General features: G+C 74.3%; 15 protein-coding genes. 7 read left to right on the top strand and 8 right to left on the bottom strand.

Going from position 1 to position 17,097, the window contains the following annotated elements; genetic code table 11:
* Positions 1 to 276: 276 nt before the first annotated feature.
* On the bottom strand, positions 277 to 579 hold the full coding sequence (locus tag ACQEVM_RS21205) for a hypothetical protein (RefSeq protein ID WP_433081346.1): 303 nt from the start codon (positions 577 to 579) through the stop codon (positions 277 to 279).
* Between the two features lie 315 nt (positions 580 to 894).
* On the opposite strand from ACQEVM_RS21205, the gene ACQEVM_RS21200 reads away from it, so the two are divergent.
* A complete protein-coding gene (locus tag ACQEVM_RS21200) occupies positions 895 to 2,820 on the top strand; it encodes a glycoside hydrolase family 5 protein (protein ID WP_433081344.1) in 1,926 nt (641 codons plus the stop codon).
* A gap of 60 nt (positions 2,821 to 2,880) precedes the next feature.
* On the opposite strand, the gene ACQEVM_RS21195 is transcribed toward ACQEVM_RS21200, so the two are convergent.
* Positions 2,881 to 3,309: an ankyrin repeat domain-containing protein gene (locus ACQEVM_RS21195; RefSeq protein ID WP_433081342.1), complete on the bottom strand. Its 429-nt coding sequence runs from the start codon at positions 3,307 to 3,309 to the stop codon at positions 2,881 to 2,883.
* Positions 3,310 to 3,633: 324 nt separating this feature from the next.
* Between ACQEVM_RS21195 and ACQEVM_RS21190 the strand changes: the two genes are divergently transcribed.
* Positions 3,634 to 6,366 carry a DNRLRE domain-containing protein gene (locus ACQEVM_RS21190; RefSeq protein ID WP_433081340.1) on the top strand — a complete coding sequence of 911 codons (2,733 nt, stop codon included), beginning with the start codon at positions 3,634 to 3,636 and terminating at the stop codon, positions 6,364 to 6,366.
* 77 nt (positions 6,367 to 6,443) lie between these two features.
* Here the strand turns inward: ACQEVM_RS21190 and ACQEVM_RS21185 are convergent, their stop codons facing one another.
* Positions 6,444 to 6,851, bottom strand: a complete 408-nt coding sequence (locus ACQEVM_RS21185) for a DUF3224 domain-containing protein (RefSeq protein ID WP_433081338.1) — start codon at positions 6,849 to 6,851, stop codon at positions 6,444 to 6,446.
* A gap of 107 nt (positions 6,852 to 6,958) precedes the next feature.
* Between ACQEVM_RS21185 and ACQEVM_RS21180 the strand changes: the two genes are divergently transcribed.
* Positions 6,959 to 7,933: a helix-turn-helix transcriptional regulator gene (locus ACQEVM_RS21180; RefSeq protein ID WP_433081336.1), complete on the top strand. Its 975-nt coding sequence runs from the start codon at positions 6,959 to 6,961 to the stop codon at positions 7,931 to 7,933.
* 153 nt (positions 7,934 to 8,086) lie between these two features.
* On the opposite strand, the gene ACQEVM_RS21175 is transcribed toward ACQEVM_RS21180, so the two are convergent.
* The gene (locus ACQEVM_RS21175) at positions 8,087 to 8,581 is read right to left on the bottom strand and encodes a hypothetical protein (RefSeq protein WP_433081334.1); all 495 of its coding nucleotides are present in this window, start codon (positions 8,579 to 8,581) and stop codon (positions 8,087 to 8,089) included.
* Between the two features lie 89 nt (positions 8,582 to 8,670).
* Between ACQEVM_RS21175 and ACQEVM_RS21170 the strand changes: the two genes are divergently transcribed.
* A complete protein-coding gene (locus ACQEVM_RS21170) occupies positions 8,671 to 8,985 on the top strand; it encodes a hypothetical protein (protein WP_433081332.1) in 315 nt (104 codons plus the stop codon).
* Positions 8,986 to 9,005: 20 nt separating this feature from the next.
* Here ACQEVM_RS21170 and ACQEVM_RS21165 read toward each other — a convergent pair whose 3' ends face one another.
* From ACQEVM_RS21165 to ACQEVM_RS21155, 3 genes are all read right to left on the bottom strand, one after another.
* Positions 9,006 to 9,533, bottom strand: a complete 528-nt coding sequence (locus tag ACQEVM_RS21165; RefSeq protein ID WP_433081330.1) for an AAA family ATPase — start codon at positions 9,531 to 9,533, stop codon at positions 9,006 to 9,008.
* Between the two features lie 84 nt (positions 9,534 to 9,617).
* Positions 9,618 to 10,451 carry a MerR family transcriptional regulator gene (locus ACQEVM_RS21160; protein ID WP_433081328.1) on the bottom strand — a complete coding sequence of 278 codons (834 nt, stop codon included), beginning with the start codon at positions 10,449 to 10,451 and terminating at the stop codon, positions 9,618 to 9,620.
* 96 nt (positions 10,452 to 10,547) lie between these two features.
* Entirely contained in the window at positions 10,548 to 11,024 is a 477-nt protein-coding gene (locus tag ACQEVM_RS21155; protein ID WP_433081326.1) for a hypothetical protein, read from the bottom strand.
* Between the two features lie 434 nt (positions 11,025 to 11,458).
* Here ACQEVM_RS21155 and ACQEVM_RS21150 point away from each other — a divergent pair, with 434 nt between their 5' ends.
* Complete coding sequence (locus tag ACQEVM_RS21150) at positions 11,459 to 12,277, top strand: peptidoglycan-binding domain-containing protein (protein WP_433081324.1); 819 nt, start codon at positions 11,459 to 11,461, stop codon at positions 12,275 to 12,277.
* Between the two features lie 157 nt (positions 12,278 to 12,434).
* On the opposite strand, the gene ACQEVM_RS21145 is transcribed toward ACQEVM_RS21150, so the two are convergent.
* Positions 12,435 to 13,175 carry an SDR family oxidoreductase gene (locus tag ACQEVM_RS21145; RefSeq protein WP_433081322.1) on the bottom strand — a complete coding sequence of 247 codons (741 nt, stop codon included), beginning with the start codon at positions 13,173 to 13,175 and terminating at the stop codon, positions 12,435 to 12,437.
* Positions 13,176 to 13,389: 214 nt separating this feature from the next.
* On the opposite strand from ACQEVM_RS21145, the gene ACQEVM_RS21140 reads away from it, so the two are divergent.
* Together ACQEVM_RS21140 and ACQEVM_RS21135 are read left to right on the top strand one after the other, a co-directional pair.
* Entirely contained in the window at positions 13,390 to 14,463 is a 1,074-nt protein-coding gene (locus ACQEVM_RS21140; RefSeq protein ID WP_433081320.1) for an RNA ligase (ATP), read from the top strand.
* Between the two features lie 119 nt (positions 14,464 to 14,582).
* Positions 14,583 to 17,084 carry a glycoside hydrolase family 3 C-terminal domain-containing protein gene (locus ACQEVM_RS21135; protein WP_433081318.1) on the top strand — a complete coding sequence of 834 codons (2,502 nt, stop codon included), beginning with the start codon at positions 14,583 to 14,585 and terminating at the stop codon, positions 17,082 to 17,084.
* Positions 17,085 to 17,097 lie beyond the last annotated feature (13 nt).

Raw genomic sequence — 17,097 nt, 5'->3', positions numbered from 1 at the left:
GACGGCCTCCGATCACGACCCCCCACTGCGCTCTGCTCCCCCCAGTGTCGCCGACTTCCGCCGATCCAGGGTGTGACCGTCGCGCGCGGCGGATCCGGGGCCCGGGGAGCCCGCCGAGGGGCCGCCGGGGCGAACCGTCGCACGACGATCACCGAGGGTGACCGCGCTTTCCTCTCGTCGTGCGGCGCCCGGATCGGCGTGCTGTGGGGAGCCTCGGCCGATCCGTGGCGGAAGAAACCATTCCGGTGGCTCCGATCCCCCTGCCCGCCGCGCGACTCACTCCTCGGCACCGGCCTCCAGACAGGCCAGCTCCATCGCGTCCAGCACCGCCTCGTTGCTGCGCTCGCTCAGCTCCGCGACGTTCTCGATCTGCGCCGTGGCCCAGGCGGCGAGGGTCATCACCAGCACCCGTAAGCCGTCCGTGCCGTGCTCGGCGAGGATCGCGTCCGCGACGAGCATGGCGTCCTCCGGAACCTGCTCCGGTGGCTCCAGCCCGGCGAGCCCGCGCAGCATCGCGAGGGTGCGGCGGGAGATCTCCGGGGTCATCCTCGCCAACCGCATGTCTTCTTCGTCGTCCATCCGCGCCACCCTCCGGTGTCGTGCCCGAACCCTCAGGGCACGGTAGAGGTGCGAGGCCCCGCGCGGGGCGGTTTCCCGGGGGCGGGGGTGCGTGAACGAGTGGCGCCGGGCGCCGTCTGTTGACAGGAACCGGACATGACCGAACGAAACGAACCGGCGACCGTGCGTACCGGGTGGGCCCGGGCTCACCGGAAACCCCCACTCCGTCCGCGAGGCCCGACCACTCACGCCGAACGGCTTCCCCCCGGAGCGACCCGCGGGTAACTTGACCGCGTCAACCGCCCGGCCCCGGGCGGCCGATCCGGCGGGAGCGACATGAACAGCCTTTCACGGGTGGCCCGTCACCTGCTCCCCGGCCTCCTCCTGCTCGCGGTCGCCGCTCCGCCGGCGCACGCCGCCCGGCCCGCACCGGTACCGGGGGCCACCGCGGCGGCGGAGGCGGGTGCGTGGACCGCACCGCTCTCCACCCGGGGCCGGTACATCGTCGACGCCGAAGGCAACCGCTTCCGCCTGCGCTCCGGGAACTGGGACGGCGCCCAGGGCTCCTGGACCGGCTCCGGGGACCGCGGCGATCCCGCCACCCACCACAGCGGGCAGGACTCCCACGGCATACCGCTGGGGCTCGACCGGGTGCCCCTGACCACCCTCACCGCCGACTTCCGGGCCCTCGGCCTCAACAGCATCCGGCTCCCCTTCTCCAACGAGATGCTGCGCGAGAGCGCCCCCGTGCCGGACACCGCCGTCGCCGCCAATCCGGCCCTGCGCGGTCGCACCCCGCTCCAGGTGTACGACGCCGTGGTGGCCGCGCTCACCGACGCGGGCCTCGCCGTCATCCTCAACAACCACACCGGCTCCACGCGCTGGTGCTGCGGTCTCGACGGCAACGAGCGCTGGAACAGCGGTCGTTCCACCGCCCGGTGGGCGGACGACTGGGTGTTCATCGCCCGCCGCTACCGCGACAACCCGCGCGTGGTGGGCGCCGACCTCTACAACGAGGTGCGTCGCGACGTCTTCGACGACCCCAACTGGGGCCTGGGGGACGGCCACGACTGGCACGCCGCCGCCCAGGAGGCCGCCGACCGCATCCTCACCGAGGCGAACCCGAACCTGCTCATCGTCATCGAGGGCATCAACTGGACCGGCATCCCCCTCGACGGCCTCGCCCACGGACGCCCGACCCTCACCCCCGTCCGCACGCTCTCGCACACCCTCGCCGTGTCCGGGAAGCTGGTCTATTCCGCCCACTTCTACGGATACACCGGCCCGCACCACAGCGGCGCCACCGGAACGGGGGAGACCCACGACGCCCGCTACCAGGACATGACCCGCGCCGAACTGGAACAGACCCTGTACGAGCAGGCGTTCTTCGTCTCCGCCGAAACGGGGAAGCACTTCACCGCCCCCGTCTGGATCAGCGAGTTCGGCATCGGGGCCGACGAGAGCGGCGCCGCCCCGCGCACCTGGTTCGAGAACCTCACCTCCCACCTGACCACCACCGACGCGGACTTCGCGTACTGGCCGCTGGTCGGCTGGAGCACCACGGCCCAAGGCGCCCCGGGCGGCGACAGCTGGGCGCTGCTCCGCTACGACCACACGGGCCGACGCGGCGGAGTGCTCGACGCGGGCGACTGGCGCACCGGCCCCTGGTCGGCACTCCTCGGCGCCCCGGGGCGCACGGGGCCGGTTCCCGCCACCCCCGCCTGGTACCAACTCACCACCGACCACGGGGACCACAACGCCTCGCTGCTCACCAGGGCCGCCGGCGACTGGGACGTCGGGGCCCGCAAGGCCGTGTGCCCCGACGGCTCCCGGCTCGCCGGCCTGAGCCACACCGGGGGCCGGGGACTGTGCGCCACCTCCGACCTGCGCGCCGCGACGGGCGGCCACACCGTCGTCCGGGACGAACGACACGTCCCGCCCGGCGGTGACTGGGCCTCCGGGTACACGAAGTTCCAGTGCCCGGGCGGGCAGTTCCTCATCGGCTACGCGCTGCGCGGGGCCCGGGTCTCGGCCGGCCTGTGCGCGCCCGCCCGTACGGCCCTCCCGGCCGGTGCCGGCCGTACGGTCTGGTTCGACCGCGGCGACGCCCGGCCCCCGGGCGACCCGGGTGGCGACTACGCCCACGGTCACCTCAAGGGTCAGTGCCTGTCGACCGAGTACGCGGCGGGCATCGCCTTCACCACCCGCGCCGCAGCCCGCCAGGGCCCGGCGGCCCTGCTCTGCCGCCCCCTGGCCGGCTAGGCCCTGTCGTCGAAGTCTCGCCTGGCCCGCGGCGCTCCGGCGAGGGGCCGCCCGTGTCGATCAGGTGCCGTCCACCGCCGTCGACAACGCCTCCCGCAGCAGACGGGCGACGTCCTCGTGTTCCTCGCGCACCGCCCACTCCAGTGGGGAGAGCCCCTCTCCGTCGTCCTCGCGCAGCCCCGGACGGGCGCCGCCGGCGAGCAGTGCGCGCACCGTCTCCACATGCCCCCAGCACGCCGCCGCGCACAGGGGAGTGCCGTCCGTGGGGCCACCGCTGTGCGCGTTCGGGTCGGCGCCGTGATCGAGCAGCGCCCGGACGCTGCCCGGGTTCCCCTGGACCGAGGCGACGTACAGGGCGGTGGTGCCGTCCGCGTCCCTGCCGTCAGGGTCGGCCCCCGCGCCGATCAGCGCCTCCACCCGAGCCGTCGAGCCGTATCCGGCGGCCTCGACCAACTGCCGGGAAAGGCGCTTGCCCGTACGTCTGTTCATGCGCCCATGGTGCCGTACGGCCTCGGCTCCGAGTCGGCGGACGGCTCCGTCCGAGGTGTGGCGGGGAGGAGCGGTGAGCCCGCCGAACCCACCCCCGCGACCTGCGGGGACGGTCGCAGGGCGGGCCTACGGCCCGCACCCGGACTCCGTGGGGTCGTCGAATCCGGCCGGCCGCGATCCGCGGTCTCCTCGGGCCAATGTGGCATCAAATAAGTCAAGTGTGATGACCGGCCCGGTGAATCGCCCTAGGGTGCGCCCATACGCCCGGCCGAGGATGGCTCGACAGCTGTTTTCGGCCACACCGCACACCGAACTGGGGGGTTCATGCGTAGATCCAGAGGTACGGCGATTGCTCTCGCCCTGTCCCTGGCCGGCACCGGCACCGCCATCGGCCTCGGCCTCGTCCCACAGGCAGCGGCCGTCACCCCGCCCGTGGCCTTCACCGCCGACGCGCTGTCGACCTGGCAGCCCAACGGCGTCGTCTGGGCCCTCGCCGAGACCGGCGGTCAGGTCTTCGTCGGCGGCACCTTCTCGACCGTACGTCCCCCCTCGGGCGGCGGCGGCAGCGAGCAGTCGGCGGTGAACTTCGTGGCGCTCGACGCCGCGACCGGCGCCCCGACCTCCTGTGAGCTGGACTTCACCGTCGGCGGCGGCACCGCGACCGTCCGCGCGCTCACCCTCTCCCCGGACAAGAAGACCCTCTACGCGGGCGGCTACTTCGGAGCCGTCAACGGCACACCGGTCTCCAGCGTCGCCGCCATCGACGTGGCCACCTGCACGGTCAAGACCTCCTTCCGTCCGGCCTTCGCCGCCACCGTGCGCGCCCTCGCCGTCACCGGCGACACCGTCTACGCGGGCGGCGACTTCCTCACCGTCGCGGGACAGCCGCGCCAACGGTTCGCCGCCGTGGCCACGGCCGACGGCGCACTGCGCCCCTTCACCGCGAACGCGGACGATCCGGGACGCGCCGTCGAGGTGACCCCCGACGGGGAGAGCGTGCTCCTCGGCGGGGACTTCTTCACCGTCAACGGCACGAACAGCCACGCCCTCGCCGTCGTCGACGCCACGACCGGCGCGCTCACCAGGTCCTACCCGGGCTTCATCGAGAACAACTCGGTCGTCAAGGACATCGCCACCGACGCCACCGGCTTCTACACCGCCAACGAGGGCACGGGCGGCGGCGTCTTCGACGGCCGCATCGCCCTCGACCTGAGCGACCTGAACCAGCGGTGGCGCGACACCTGCCTCGGCGCCACCCAGGCCGTACTGCCCTACCAGAGCGTCCTGTACAGCGCCTCGCACGCGCACGACTGCTCCAGCGTCGGAGAGTTCCCCGACGGCCAGCGCCACCACCTCCTCGCCCAGCCGACCGCGAGCGTGGGCAAGTTGGGCTGGGCCCCCGACACCAACGACGGCATCGGCGAGGGCATCGGCCCGCGGGTGATGACCATCGGCTCGAAGGGCGGTTCCCAGTACCTGTGGGTCGGCGGTGAGTTCACCACCGTCAACGGGTCCGCGCAGCAGAGCCTGACGCGGTTCTCCTCCACCGGGGACACCGGGGCGCCCACCGTCCCCGTCGCGAGCGCCGTCAGTTTCAAGCCGGGCGAGGTCCAGGTGCGCTGGCGCACCAGCCTCGACCTCGACGACAGCGCCCTGACCTACAAGATCTACCGAAACGGCGCCGCCACTCCGATCGGCACGGTCACCGCGGACTCGCTGTTCTTCCGGCGCCCGCAGGCCTCCTGGACGGACACCACGGCCTCGCCCGGCCAGTCGTACACCTATCGGGTGACGGCGACGGACGCCGCGGGCAACACCAGCGCCCTGTCCGGGACCTCGACCGTGACGGTGCCGACGTCCGTCGACGCGTACCCGAACGCCGTCCGTACCGACGGCGCCCAGCAGTACTGGCGCTACGACGAATCGGCCGCGCCGTTCGTCGCGGACTCCTCCGACGGCGGGAACCAGAGCGGCATCCACCTGAACGGCCCCGCCCTGCGCCAGACGCCCGGCGCGGTCACCGGCGCGAGCACGGCCATCGGATTCAACGGGACCAACCAACAGGTCTACGGCGACAAGCGGCAGAGCATCGGCGGCAGCTACTCGATCGAGACCTGGTTCAAGACGAACACCACCCGCGGCGGCAAGCTCCTCGGCTTCGGGAACAACCAGGACCGCAACAGCAGTCAGTACGACAAGCACATCTACATGACCAATGACGGCCGGCTCGTGTACGGCGTCTACACCGGGGCCACCCGCACCATCACGACCCCGGGCAGCTACAACGACAACCAGTGGCACCACGTCGTCGCCACCCAGGGCCCCGGCGGCATGACCCTGTACGTGGACGGCGTCCAGAAGGGGACCCTCAACGTCACCACCCACGAGAACTACACCGGCTTCTGGCACGTCGGCGCGGACAACCTCAACGGCTGGCCGGACCGCCCCACGAGCGACTTCTGGGCCGGTCAACTCGACGAGAGCGCCGTCTACCCGACCGTGCTCGGCGCGGCGCAGGTACAGAACCACCACACCCTCGCCTCCGCGCCCGCCGACTCCGTCGTCGAGGTCACGGCGACCGAGGACACCTACGCCAACGCGGGCGCCCCGGGGACCAACTACGGCACCTCGGGCTCCCTCGCCGTGCGCGGCACCGCCCTGTACGCGAGCTACCTGCGCTTCAACCTGCCCGCCGCCCCCGCCGGCACGGTGCTGAAGTCGGCCACGCTCGGAGTCAAGACCAGCACGATGAGCGGAGCCGGCACCACCGACACCGTCTCGGTGGTCCCGATCACCGGCGCCTGGACCGAGGGCGGGACCACGTACACCAACCGCCCCGCCCTCGGCACCCCGGCGCTCGGCAGCTTCGCGGGCATCCCGGACGGCTCGGCGGTGCACAGCACCGGACTGGACCCGGACACCGTCGCGGGAGCCCTGGGCGGCTCCTACGGCCTGGCCCTGACGAGCGCGGGCACGGACGCGCTGTGGCTGTGGTCCTCGGAGGCCGCCGCCAACGAGGGGACACCGCGTCTGACGCTGACCTTCGGCGCCCCGTGACCCGGTAGCGGACCCGAGGAGGGGCGCGGACCGAACGGTCCGCGCCCCTTCGCGCGGCGGCCCCGGGCCGACAGGGCCTAGCCCAGGTCGTACGTGAACGCGTACGCGACGGAGGGCTCGCCGTGGCGGGCGGTGAAGGAACCCGACCCCGAGAGGCCCGCCAACTCCCCCGTGGCGCTGCCCGGGACCACCGAGAACGCGCAGCGCGTGGTGCCGTCGGCGTCGAAGGTGCCACGCTCCTCCAGCACGAACGTGCCCGCGCGCCCGTCCACCCGGCCCGCCACCAGCTCCATGCCGGCGAAGCCCCCCGTGGTCGGCGACGCGTACGCCACCGTGTAGTCGCAGGTCGTCGCCGCGGCCTCGACCCCACCCGAGAAGGCGTTGGTGACGGTGGCGTGGGCCAGGCGCGGCGTCGCGTCGGCCGGGCCGATCGGGAGTTCCTTCCAGTCGGAGAAGGTGAAGGTGCCGGTCGTGGACGTGGGCATGCGGTGCTCCCTGCTGGCTGCGGTCGGGCAGGACCTCCGCCCGACGTGTGAGCAGCATCGACGTCATACCTGACACCCTCTGTCAGGTATGACGCGACAATGGGGCCATGCGCGCCGATCGCCTGCTGTCACTGTTGCTCCTGCTCCAGAACCGCGGCCGGATGACCGCGCCCGAACTCGCCGCGGAACTGGAGGTCTCGGTCCGCACCGTCTACCGGGACGTCGAGGCCCTCGGCGCCTGCGGAGTGCCCGTGCACGCCGACCGGGGGCCCACCGGGGGATACCGGCTGATGGACGGCTACCGCACCCGGCTGACCGGACTCACCGACGCCCAGGCCGGCTCGCTCTTCCTGGCCGGCGCCCCGGGCCCCGCCGAGGAGCTGGGCCTCGGCGCCGACCTGGCCGCCGCGCAGCTCAAACTGCGAGCCGCACTGCCCGCCGAACTCGCCGCCCGCGCCGAGCGGATCAGGGCCCGCTTCCACCTCGACGCCCCGGCCTGGTTCCGCGACGCGGACCCCGTCCCGCACCTCGGCCGCATCGCCGGTGCGGTGTGGGACCAGAACGTCGTGCACGCCCACTACCGCCGACCTGCCGGCCCGGTGCGGCGCGAACTGCATCCGCTCGGCCTCGTCCTCAAGGGAGGCATCTGGTACCTCGTCGCACGGTCCGGTGAAGCCCTGCGGACCTACCGCGTGGGTCGCTTCCTCGCCGTGGACGTCCTCGCCGACACCTTCGAGCGGCCCGACGACTTCGTGCTCGCCGCGCACTGGGCCGAGTCCTCCGGCCGCCTCCAGGCCGCGCTGAACCCGCGGACCGCCCGGCTGTGCGTCTCGCCGCGGGGCCGGACACTGTTGCCCATGCGGTTCGGGGCGGCGGGGACGAGGGCCCTCGCCGCCGCCGAGGCGGCGGGAGCCGAGGCCGACGCGGACGGCTGGATCCGGGTGGACCTGACCGTCGAGACCACCTCCGTCGCGGTCGGCGACCTGCTGGGCCTCGGGGCCGAGGTCGAGGTCCTCGGCCCGCCCGAACTGCGCCGGTCCCTCGCCGAGACGGCCGCCACGCTGGCGGACATGTACGGGTGACCCCGCGCCGGCGTACCGACCGGCGGCCCGCCGCTGCGCCCCGTCCCGCTGCGCCCCGTCCCGCTGCGCCCCGTCCCGCCCCGTCCCGCTCCGCTCCGGTCCGAACCGACCGGGACCGCTCCGGCCCGAACCGACCGGTACCGAACCACTCCGTCAGGTCCGGCGCGGTGGTTCCACCTCCAGGAAGCGGCGCCGGCGAGGCCCCCGGTACAGCAGGCACACCCACCCGAGCGCCTCCAGCACCGCCGCGCACGCCGTCAGCCGCTCCTGCTCCTCCTCCGCCGCCCCGCCCCCGGCCGGGCCCGGCCAGGTGACCTCCACCCGCCCCGGCTCGGCGCCGGCCGCCACCCGGTAGCCCGTGCGGATCCGCCGCCCCCGCTCGTCCACCGCCGACGCCGCGATGCCCGCCGCCTCCAGGGCCAGGGCCACCGCGCGCGGCATGCTGCGCACCTCCCACGGCGCGGGAACCGACGCGTCGCCCGAACCGTTCACCAACCGGCGGATCTGCAGCATCCCCTCGTACGCCGTGCGCAACTCGCCGCCCCGGTCGACGCATGCCGACTCCCCGGGGCCGCCGGCCGCCGACTCCGCCCGGGTCTCGTCGCCGGTTGCGGGCTCGAAGCCCTGCCCGCCCGGTCCTTCCGTCACCACACACCACCCCGTCTGAGTACCTCGTGCCCGACGGCCTGAGTATCCGCCCCGATTCCCCGGCGCGCTCCCGCTGGTCGAATGGGGACATGACTTCACAGGCCGCGCAGAGCGCGCCCCACCCGCGCATGCGGCACGTGACCACCGCCGGCTCGGCACTGGCCGTGGCGCTCGTACCGCTCGTGGTCGGGGTGCTGTTCGCCAAGGCGATGGCAGCCGACCCGCACATCCCGGTCAACGCCCTGATCGCGGGCGGCGGCCGGCGCGCGGGTCTGCCCCGCGCCGAGTGGAGCCGCCGCGGGCACGGCGCGATGAGCCGATTGCGGTCAGCCCGCCACGGCACGGCCCACACGGCCCGGCGTTGCGCGCGGGCCTGTGGACGACGGCTTCCCGACCGAGGCTGATCGATCGCCACCGAGACGCGCTAGTCGGCCCGTCGCGTCCGGAGCCAGGCGTCGGCGTCCGCGGGCGTGCGCAGGTGGACCACGCGCAGCGGGGCGAAGCGGGGGTCGGCGGCCCGGCCGCCGATCTCGGCCCGCCGGTCGGCGTACCGGGACCAGGCCCACCACACGGGATGGTCGGCGCGCAACCACTCCCGCCAGGCCTCCCGATTCCCGTTGAACAGCCGTTCCCGCGAAAGACTGCGGCGCAACGACCGCGTCAGCACCCTCCGCATCACCACGGACCGCCGGTGGTCCAGCCAGACCACCGTGTCGGCGCGCGCCCAGAGCAGGTCCCGGACCGCGGCCGGACCGGAGGAGTCGAGCACCCACAGCCCGGTCGCGGCGATCCGCTCCATGTCGGCCGTGTACGTCTCGCTGACCGCCCACCCCGGTCCGCCGAAATGGAGCGCGTCCACTTCGTGGTACGGCAGCCCGAGGCGCCGACCCAACGCCCGGGCCAGGGTGGACTTGCCGGCTCCGCTGATGCCGACGACGAGTACGCGCTGCACCGGCGGAGCGTACGCCGCCGGGGCGCGGTGGGCCAGGGAAAGGCCGATCGGAGGTCACCCGGCCGGCGGGGAACCGGCCAAGGGTCAGTCGGCCAGGGGCTCCTGGAGTTCGGTGACCCACTGCTCGCGGTCCTCGGGGCAGTCCAGGTTCAGTTCGCGCGCGTACCCCGCCGAGCGGTGGCCGTGCGCGTCGATCCAGTGCGCCAACGCCTGCGCGGCCGGCAACACGTCGTCCATGGCGCCCCGGTGCACGACGGTCGCCGCGCGTTCCACACCGGGCAGTTCGACGATCCGTACGGCGCCCCCGAGGTCCTCGGCGCGCACGGAAGCCGGGACGGGGAGCCCCGCGTGCACCAGGACCGATCCGGTCCCGCCGTCGGGAGCGGCCTCGTAGTAGGCGAGACCGGGACCGGTCGGGACCACCCCGGCCGTCTCGATCCGGTGGCACAGGTCGTCGTACAGAGGCCCGATGACCGGACCGATGTCCTGCGGGGCGTAGCTCGCCGCGCAGCCGGACAGTTCGGCGAGCCGGACGGGCGGAAGACTCTTCACGACGATCTCTTCGGTGGGCATGGTTCCCTCGCTCTCGATGGTCCGGAGCCTCGTCTCGACCTGGTGCAGCCGGGCCGCCGCGGCGGCCATGGCGCTCTCCAGTTCGGCCTGCCGCAACCGCAGCATGCCGCGCAGCTCGTCCGCGCCCAACCGCTCGTTCAGGATCGCCCCGACCTGTTCCAGGCTGAAGCCGAGATCCTTGAGGGCGATGACACGGTTGAGGCGGGCGAGTTGCTCCGCCTCGTAGAAGCGGTAGCCGGTCGTGGGGTCGACACGTGCGGGGCGCAGCAGCCCGAGCGCGTCGTAGTGACGCAACATGCGGACCGACACCCGGCCGTGTTTGGCGAAGTCTCCGATGGTGAACATGACGCCTCCCAGTGCAGGCCCTGACACGGGGGGAGAGTCAAGCACGGCCGCGTGCGGCCGACTCGGTCGGGCGCGGAAAGCGGGGATCCGGGCCGTTCAGCCGCCGTACTGGCGTACGCAGAGGTCCACGATGGAGGGCGGTACGGCACCCTCCGCCGCCGCGCACAGCTCGTCCCCGCGCGGAGCCCGGGGCACGGACCGGCGCGGGACGTGCGGCGAGGCGGCCTTGGGCGGCCCCGCGCGCCGGGGGGCGGCGGGTCGCGCGGACGGCGCCGCGGGTGGGTGGGCCGTGCGGGCCGGCTCATGGCCCGGGTCCGCGTCCGGGGCGGTGTCCGCGTCCCGGACCGGTTCGTCGGTCCGGTCCGGCAGCGGGCCCAGGGGCAGGGCGTGCGAGAGCGGCGGAGCCGGCGGGGTGTCGGACGCGTCCCGGTCGGCCGCGGCGTCCGGGACGTCGGCGGGTACGGGGCCCCGCCCCGGGTTCGGAAGAGGGGACTCCGGGCCGACGGATACACAGCCGGCGGTCGCGAGGAGCGCGAGAACGGAGAGGGGCAGGGCGGCCCGGCGTAACTGCATGCGTCCACCATGCCGTACCCGGGGGAGGCCGGGTCACGCCGCTCACGCGCCCGGGTGACGGGGCGGCGGCGGCCTGGCCGCTCCGGCAGGCGACGCTCGCCTTGCAGAATCGATTCGCCGAATCGATTCGTCATGGGGAAGCGGCCCGCAACGCCAGACCCGGTCACGGAGGGGCCCGCGGCACGGACGACGGGGGAGACGAGACCTCCACGGGCCTGGTCCTCGTCCCGAAACCCCGGGTCGGGACCAACGGCCCCTCCTGGACGGACAGATCGGAGCGGATCGGACATCAGGCTTGACCTGGGGCATCCCGGGGGGAAGAGTGCGCCCGATCAAGATCCACGGTCTGAGCCGCGGCGACGCTGGGCCGGACCGACCGGGAGGGGCCGGCGACGCACCACCGTGCCGACCTCCGCACCTGCCGGGAGACGACCGTGTCCCACCACACCGATGAGAGCGGGACCGTGCCCGACGACCACCTGCTCGTACGCCCGTACGTCGCCCCGTCGGGGCGCGCGTCCCGTTCGGCGGGTCACGCCCGACCGCGCACCGAACCCGCCACCGACCCCCGTCCCCACTCCGGCGACGAGGCGGCTTCTGGCCACACACCCGCGTGGTACGGAGAGGACCCCGCTCCGAGCGTTCCGCGCGCCCCGGCGCCGCCGCCCGTCGTCGAGCCCGCGCCCCTGCCCGTCGCGCGGGAGAGGGCGGGTTGGTTGCCGGTGGCGGCTCTGGCCCTGCTCGGGCTCGCCGTGGCGGGAGGCCTGGTGTACCTGACGGCCGGGCCCGAGCCCGAGTCCCCGCGGGTCGCACCGCCCTCCGGGCTGTCCGTACCGGTGCTCCCGGCCCGCAGCCCGGACGCCGGGCCCGACGCGGGCGGCGCCGAGCCGTCCGCGAGCCCCGCCGTTCCGTCGTCCTCCGCCTCGGCGTCGAGTGCGGCCGGGCGGGGAGCCGAGAGGCCCTCCACCTCGCCCGGCCGGGGGGCGACTCCCACCGCCGCTCCGTCGTCGAGCCGGCCGCCGGCCGAGGCGCCCGGAGACGGAGCCTCCGCGACCCTGCGGCCGGGAGATCGCGGGCCCGAGGTCCGCGCCCTGCAGGAGCGGCTCCACGGGCAGGGGTTCACGTACGTGTCCACGACCGGGATGTACGACGAACAGACCCGGCGCGGTGTCGCCCAACTCCAGGGTGACCGGAGCATCACGGGCGACCCCCGGGGCGTCTACGGCCCCGCGACCCGGGCGGCCTTCGACTGAGCGGTCGGGGGCGGGCCCGACGAACCGATGGCCGATCCGGGCGGGCCCGACGAACCGACAGCCCCGTCGGCCCCCGGTTCGACATCCGACGCGTGCGACATCCCTTGCGTGCGACGGCCCACGGGTACGACGGCCGGCGGGTTGGCCTGCCGCGGGGTCAGCGCCCGCCGGACACCCGCAGGACGGCCCCCGTCGTGTACGAGGCCTCGGGGGACAGCAGCCAGGCGATGGCCCCGGCCACCTCCTCGGGCAGCCCGGCCCGGCCCAGGGGGATCGTGGCCGCGGCCCGGGTCGGCCGGTCGGGGTCGCCCATCGTCGCGTGCATGTCCGTCTCGATGACGCCGGGCGCCACGGCGTTGACCCGGATCCCGTCCGGCCCCAGCTCCTTGGCCAGGCCCAGGGTGAGGGCGTCGGTGGCGGCCTTCGTCGCCGCGTAGTGGACGTATTCCCCGGGACTGCCGAGGGTGGCCGCCGCCGAGGACACGTTCACGATCGCCCCTCCGGTCTCCGCCATGTCCCGGGCCGCCCTGCGGCAACAGAGCAGATGGCCGAGGAGGTTCACCTCGACGACGCGCCGCAGGTCCTCCGTCCGGGCGTCGGCGAGCCGGCCCAACGGTCCCGTCACCCCCGCGTTGTTGACGAGCCCGGTGACGACGCCCAGTTCGGCCCCGGCGATGTCGAAGAGCCGCTCCACGGCGCACTCGGTCGAGGTGTCGCCGCGTACGGTCACGCACCGCGCCCCGGTCGCCCGCACGAGGGCCGCGGTGGCATCGGCGGCAGCGTCGTCCCGGACATAGCCGAGAGCGATGTCGTGGCCGTCGGCGGCGAGCCGTACACAGGTGGCCGCGCCGATGCCCCTGCCGCCTCCCGTCACGACGGTGACCGGACGAAGTGACATGCGCGCCTCCTGTGTGGCGTGGTGCGCGGGCCGTGCCCTCGGCCCGCGGACGATCGGTGCCGACGGATCCTCGCCGGCGCGGCAGGCTAACACCGCGATAACCGCTGGACCAGCGTGAATGTCGCAGCGGAGAGTGGTCGTGGATGTCGCCGGGCCGATGCAGTCTCACTCGGCGAGATCCTCGACCACCGACCCGCATCCCGAGGAGGCAGCCATGTCCACCCTGCGCGTGACCGCCGAGCAACTGACCGTCCACGAGCACCCGAACGCCGACGCACTGGAGTTGGCCCAGGTCGGCCTCTACCGGGCCGTCGTCGCGAAGGGTGCCTACCGCACCGGGGACTTCGCCGTGTACATCCCCGAACAGGCCGTCCTGCCCGACGCGTTGATCGCGGAGCTGGGTCTCACCGGACGACTGGCCGGCGGCGCGGCGAACCGGGTCAAGGCCGTGCGGCTGCGGGGTGAACTGTCTCAGGGCCTGGTGTGCCGGCCCGCCACGCTCGCCGGGCTCGATCTGGAGGTGGCTGCGAAGGAGGGCGCCGACTTCGCCGAGGCCCTCGGGATCACCAAGTGGGCCCCTCCCATCCCGACGACGATGAGCGGCGACGTGGAGTCCGCCCCCGACCTGCTGCCCTGGGTGGACGTCGAGAACCTCCAGCGCTACCCGCAGATCTTCGAGTCCGGCGAACCCGTCGTCCTGACGGAGAAACTCCACGGCACGGCCTGCCTGATGACGTACGTCGCGGGAGAGGGGCGTGTCCTGGTCTCCTCCAAGGGCTTCGGCGCGAAGGGACTCGCACTGAAGGAGGACGAGCGCAACCTGTACTGGCGGGCCGTCCGCGGCCACCGGGTCCCGCAGGCCGCGGCGCGGCTGGCCGAGCGGCTCGGCGCGACCCGGATCGGCGTCTTCGGCGAGGTGTACGGCTCGGGGGTACAGGACCTGGCCTACGGGACGGACGCGCGCACGGCCGACGCCCCGCCCGGGTACGCGGTCTTCGACCTGTCCGCCGAGATCGACGGACAGGTGCGCTGGCTGGATCCGGCGGACCTCCTGACGGACGAACTCCCGCTGGTTCCACGGCTGTACGAGGGCCCGTACGACCTCGACACCGTCCTTGAGGTGGCCACCGGCCGGGAGAGCGTGTCCGGCCGGGCCGTCCATCTGCGCGAGGGCGTCGTCATCCGTCCGGCGGTGGAGCGGTACAGCCCGGTCGTCGGAGGGCGGGCCATCGCGAAGGCGGTCAGCCCGGCGTACCTGACCCGCAAGGGAGGCACCGAGTACGAGTGACCCCGGGCTTCCGGACCGGCGCGGTGCGCAGAGCCGTTGACAGCCGGTCAGGGCGCCCGGATCATCTGGGAGAGCGCTCTCCGAGAGCCTCGTTCGGCAGCCGGAACGAAGGGGACGCCATGGGCGACGAAGACGGCGACGACGTGGGACGGCTCGTCGACACGCTCGACCGGCACCGGCGGGTACGCCTGCTGACGGGTGCCGACACATGGCGGACACCCGCCGAACCGGTCATCGGACTGGGTGAGTTGGTGTTCTCCGACGGGCCCGCCGGAGTGCGCGGTCCCGGTTGGGACGAGCGTTCCACCGCGGCCCTGTTGCCTTGCGCCGGCGCCCTCGGCGCGCTCTGGGACGAGGACCGGGTCCGGCTGCTCGGGGAACTGCTCGGGGAGGAGGCGCGCCGCAAGGGGGTCCACGTCCTCCTCGCGCCCAACCTCAACCTGCACCGCAGCCCGCTCGCCGGACGCCACTTCGAGTGCTTCGCCGAGGACCCCTCGTTGGCCGGTCGCACGGGGGCGGCCCTCGTGCGGGGCATCCAGTCCCGGGGTGTCGCCGCCACCGCGAAGCACTACGTGGCCAACGACTCCGAGACACAGCGGCTGACCGTCGACGTCCGCGTCGACGAGCGGGTGCTGCGCGAGCTGTACCTGGCGCCCTTCGAGGCGGCCGTGCGTGCCGGGGTCTGGCTGGTGATGTCGGCCTACAACAGCGTCAACGGAACCACCATGAGCGAAAGCCCACTGCTCACGGAGCCGCTCAAGGGGGAGTGGGGGTTCGACGGCGTGGTCGTCTCGGACTGGGGCGCCGTCCGCGCGAACGTCGCCGCGGCGCGGGCCGCGCAGGACCTGGTGATGCCGGGCCCCGGCGGGCCCTGGGGTGGGGCACTGGTCGAGGCGATGGCCGAGGGCCGGGTCCCGTCGGAGGCGGTGGAGGACAAGGTGCGTCGCCTGGTCCGCCTCGCGTCCCGGGTCGGAGCCCTCGGCCCACCGGGCCCGTCGGACCACCCCGAGCCGTCGGATCGGCTCGAACCGGAGGGCCTGCCGAATCCGTCGGACCACCCCGACCCGTCGGATCGGCCCGAACCCGCGGACCGGGTGCGGGCGGTGGTGCGGGAGGCCGCCGCCGCCGGGTTCGTGCTGCTGGAGAACCGGGGGGTACTGCCCCTGGACGTCGCGGCGTTGGGGAGCGTCGCCGTGATCGGGGCGCACGCCGACGAACCCCGGGTCCAGGGCGGCGGCAGCTCCGAGGTGTTCCCGGACCGGGTGGTCACCCCGCTGGACGGGTTGCGGGCGGCCCTGCCCGAACGGGTCCGGGTGCTGTACGCGCCCGGCCCCACACTCGCCGCCGACGCCGGGCCCGCCCCGCTGGGGCCCCGGCACGCCCGGGACCCGGAGAGCGGGGCCCCCGGGGTGCGGCTGCGCGTGCTCGACGCGGACGGAGCCGTACTGCACCACGCGCTCCAGCCCTCCGGCAGGGTCCTGGAACCGGAGCTGCCTCCCGGCGCGCACACCGTCGAGCTGGCCGCGGACCTGTACCCCGACGCGACCGGGCCGTGGACCCTGGGGCTCGGCGGCTTCGGGCACCTCGGCGTCACGGCCGACGGAACCCCCTTGCTCGACGCGGAGTTCCCGCCCGAGACCGACGACCCGGCCGTCGTCCACGTGCGACCGCCCCAGCACACCGCCCGCGTCCACCTCACGGCCGGCCGACCCGCCCGGATCGTGGCCCGCCGCACCCTGGCCCCCGGCACCGGCCGGGCCACCGTGCTGACCGCCGCCGGACCCGAGCCCGACCCCCGGCGCGCCCGCGCCGACGCCGTGGCGGCGGCCCGGGCCGCCGATGTCGCCGTCGTGGTCGTCGGTACCGCGGAGGGCGACGAGTGCGAGGGGACGGACCGCACCACCCTGCGGCTGAACCCCGCCCACGAGGAGTTCGTACACGAGATCGTCCGCGCCAACGCCCGTACGATCGTCGTGGTGAACTGCGGCGCGCCCGTCGAGCTTCCCTGGCGGCGGGACCCCGGCGCCGTGCTCCTCACCTGGTTCCCCGGCCAGGAAGGCGGGCACGCCCTGGCCGACGTGCTGCTCGGTCGGGTCGAGCCGGGCGGGCGACTCCCCACCACCTGGCCCGCCACGCTGGCCGAGGCCCCGGTCCGCGAGACGCGCCCCGTCGAGGGTGTCCTCCCGTACGAGGAGGGCCTGCACATCGGTCACCGGGCCTGGTTGCGATCGGGCACCGAACCCGCGTACTGGTTCGGCCACGGACTGGGATACACCACCTGGGCGTACGAGTACCTGGGCCGCCCCGAGCCCGCCCCCGGCGGCCACGAGATCCCCGTCGTCCTGCGCAACACCGGCACCCGGCGCGGCCGTGAAGTGGTCCAACTGTACGTGTCCAGGGCCGAGTCGGCGGTGGAGCGGCCGGTGCGCTGGCTCGCCGGATGGGCGGCCGTGGAGGCGGAACCGGGGGAGCGGGTGACGGCGTACGTGCGGGTGCCCGAGCGCGCCCTCCAGTACTGGTCACCGGACCCTCGCGGGTGGGTGACCGAGCCGGGCCGGTTCACGCTGCTCGCCGGTCGCAGCGCCGGGGACCTGCCCCTGCGGGCGGCCCTCGACGTCTGACGGGGGGCCGCTA

Source organism: Streptomyces sp. CA-243310, from assembly GCF_050936775.1.
Lineage (GTDB): Bacteria > Actinomycetota > Actinomycetes > Streptomycetales > Streptomycetaceae > Streptomyces.
This window is presented reverse-complemented; position numbering and strand designations above follow the sequence as displayed.

What these genes read in the sequence shown, in the direction of transcription:
- ACQEVM_RS21205 (WP_433081346.1), bottom strand. Translation starts at nt 579, where the DNA reads ATGGACGACGAAGAAGACATGCGGTTGGCGAGGATGACCCCGGAGATC.
- ACQEVM_RS21200 (WP_433081344.1), top strand. Translation starts at nt 895, where the DNA reads ATGAACAGCCTTTCACGGGTGGCCCGTCACCTGCTCCCCGGCCTCCTC.
- ACQEVM_RS21195 (WP_433081342.1), bottom strand. Translation starts at nt 3,309, where the DNA reads ATGAACAGACGTACGGGCAAGCGCCTTTCCCGGCAGTTGGTCGAGGCC.
- ACQEVM_RS21190 (WP_433081340.1), top strand. Translation starts at nt 3,634, where the DNA reads ATGCGTAGATCCAGAGGTACGGCGATTGCTCTCGCCCTGTCCCTGGCC.
- ACQEVM_RS21185 (WP_433081338.1), bottom strand. Translation starts at nt 6,851, where the DNA reads ATGCCCACGTCCACGACCGGCACCTTCACCTTCTCCGACTGGAAGGAA.
- ACQEVM_RS21180 (WP_433081336.1), top strand. Translation starts at nt 6,959, where the DNA reads ATGCGCGCCGATCGCCTGCTGTCACTGTTGCTCCTGCTCCAGAACCGC.
- ACQEVM_RS21170 (WP_433081332.1), top strand. Translation starts at nt 8,671, where the DNA reads ATGACTTCACAGGCCGCGCAGAGCGCGCCCCACCCGCGCATGCGGCAC.
- ACQEVM_RS21160 (WP_433081328.1), bottom strand. Translation starts at nt 10,451, where the DNA reads ATGTTCACCATCGGAGACTTCGCCAAACACGGCCGGGTGTCGGTCCGC.
- ACQEVM_RS21155 (WP_433081326.1), bottom strand. Translation starts at nt 11,024, where the DNA reads ATGCAGTTACGCCGGGCCGCCCTGCCCCTCTCCGTTCTCGCGCTCCTC.
- ACQEVM_RS21145 (WP_433081322.1), bottom strand. Translation starts at nt 13,175, where the DNA reads ATGTCACTTCGTCCGGTCACCGTCGTGACGGGAGGCGGCAGGGGCATC.
- ACQEVM_RS21140 (WP_433081320.1), top strand. Translation starts at nt 13,390, where the DNA reads ATGTCCACCCTGCGCGTGACCGCCGAGCAACTGACCGTCCACGAGCAC.
- ACQEVM_RS21135 (WP_433081318.1), top strand. Translation starts at nt 14,583, where the DNA reads ATGGGCGACGAAGACGGCGACGACGTGGGACGGCTCGTCGACACGCTC.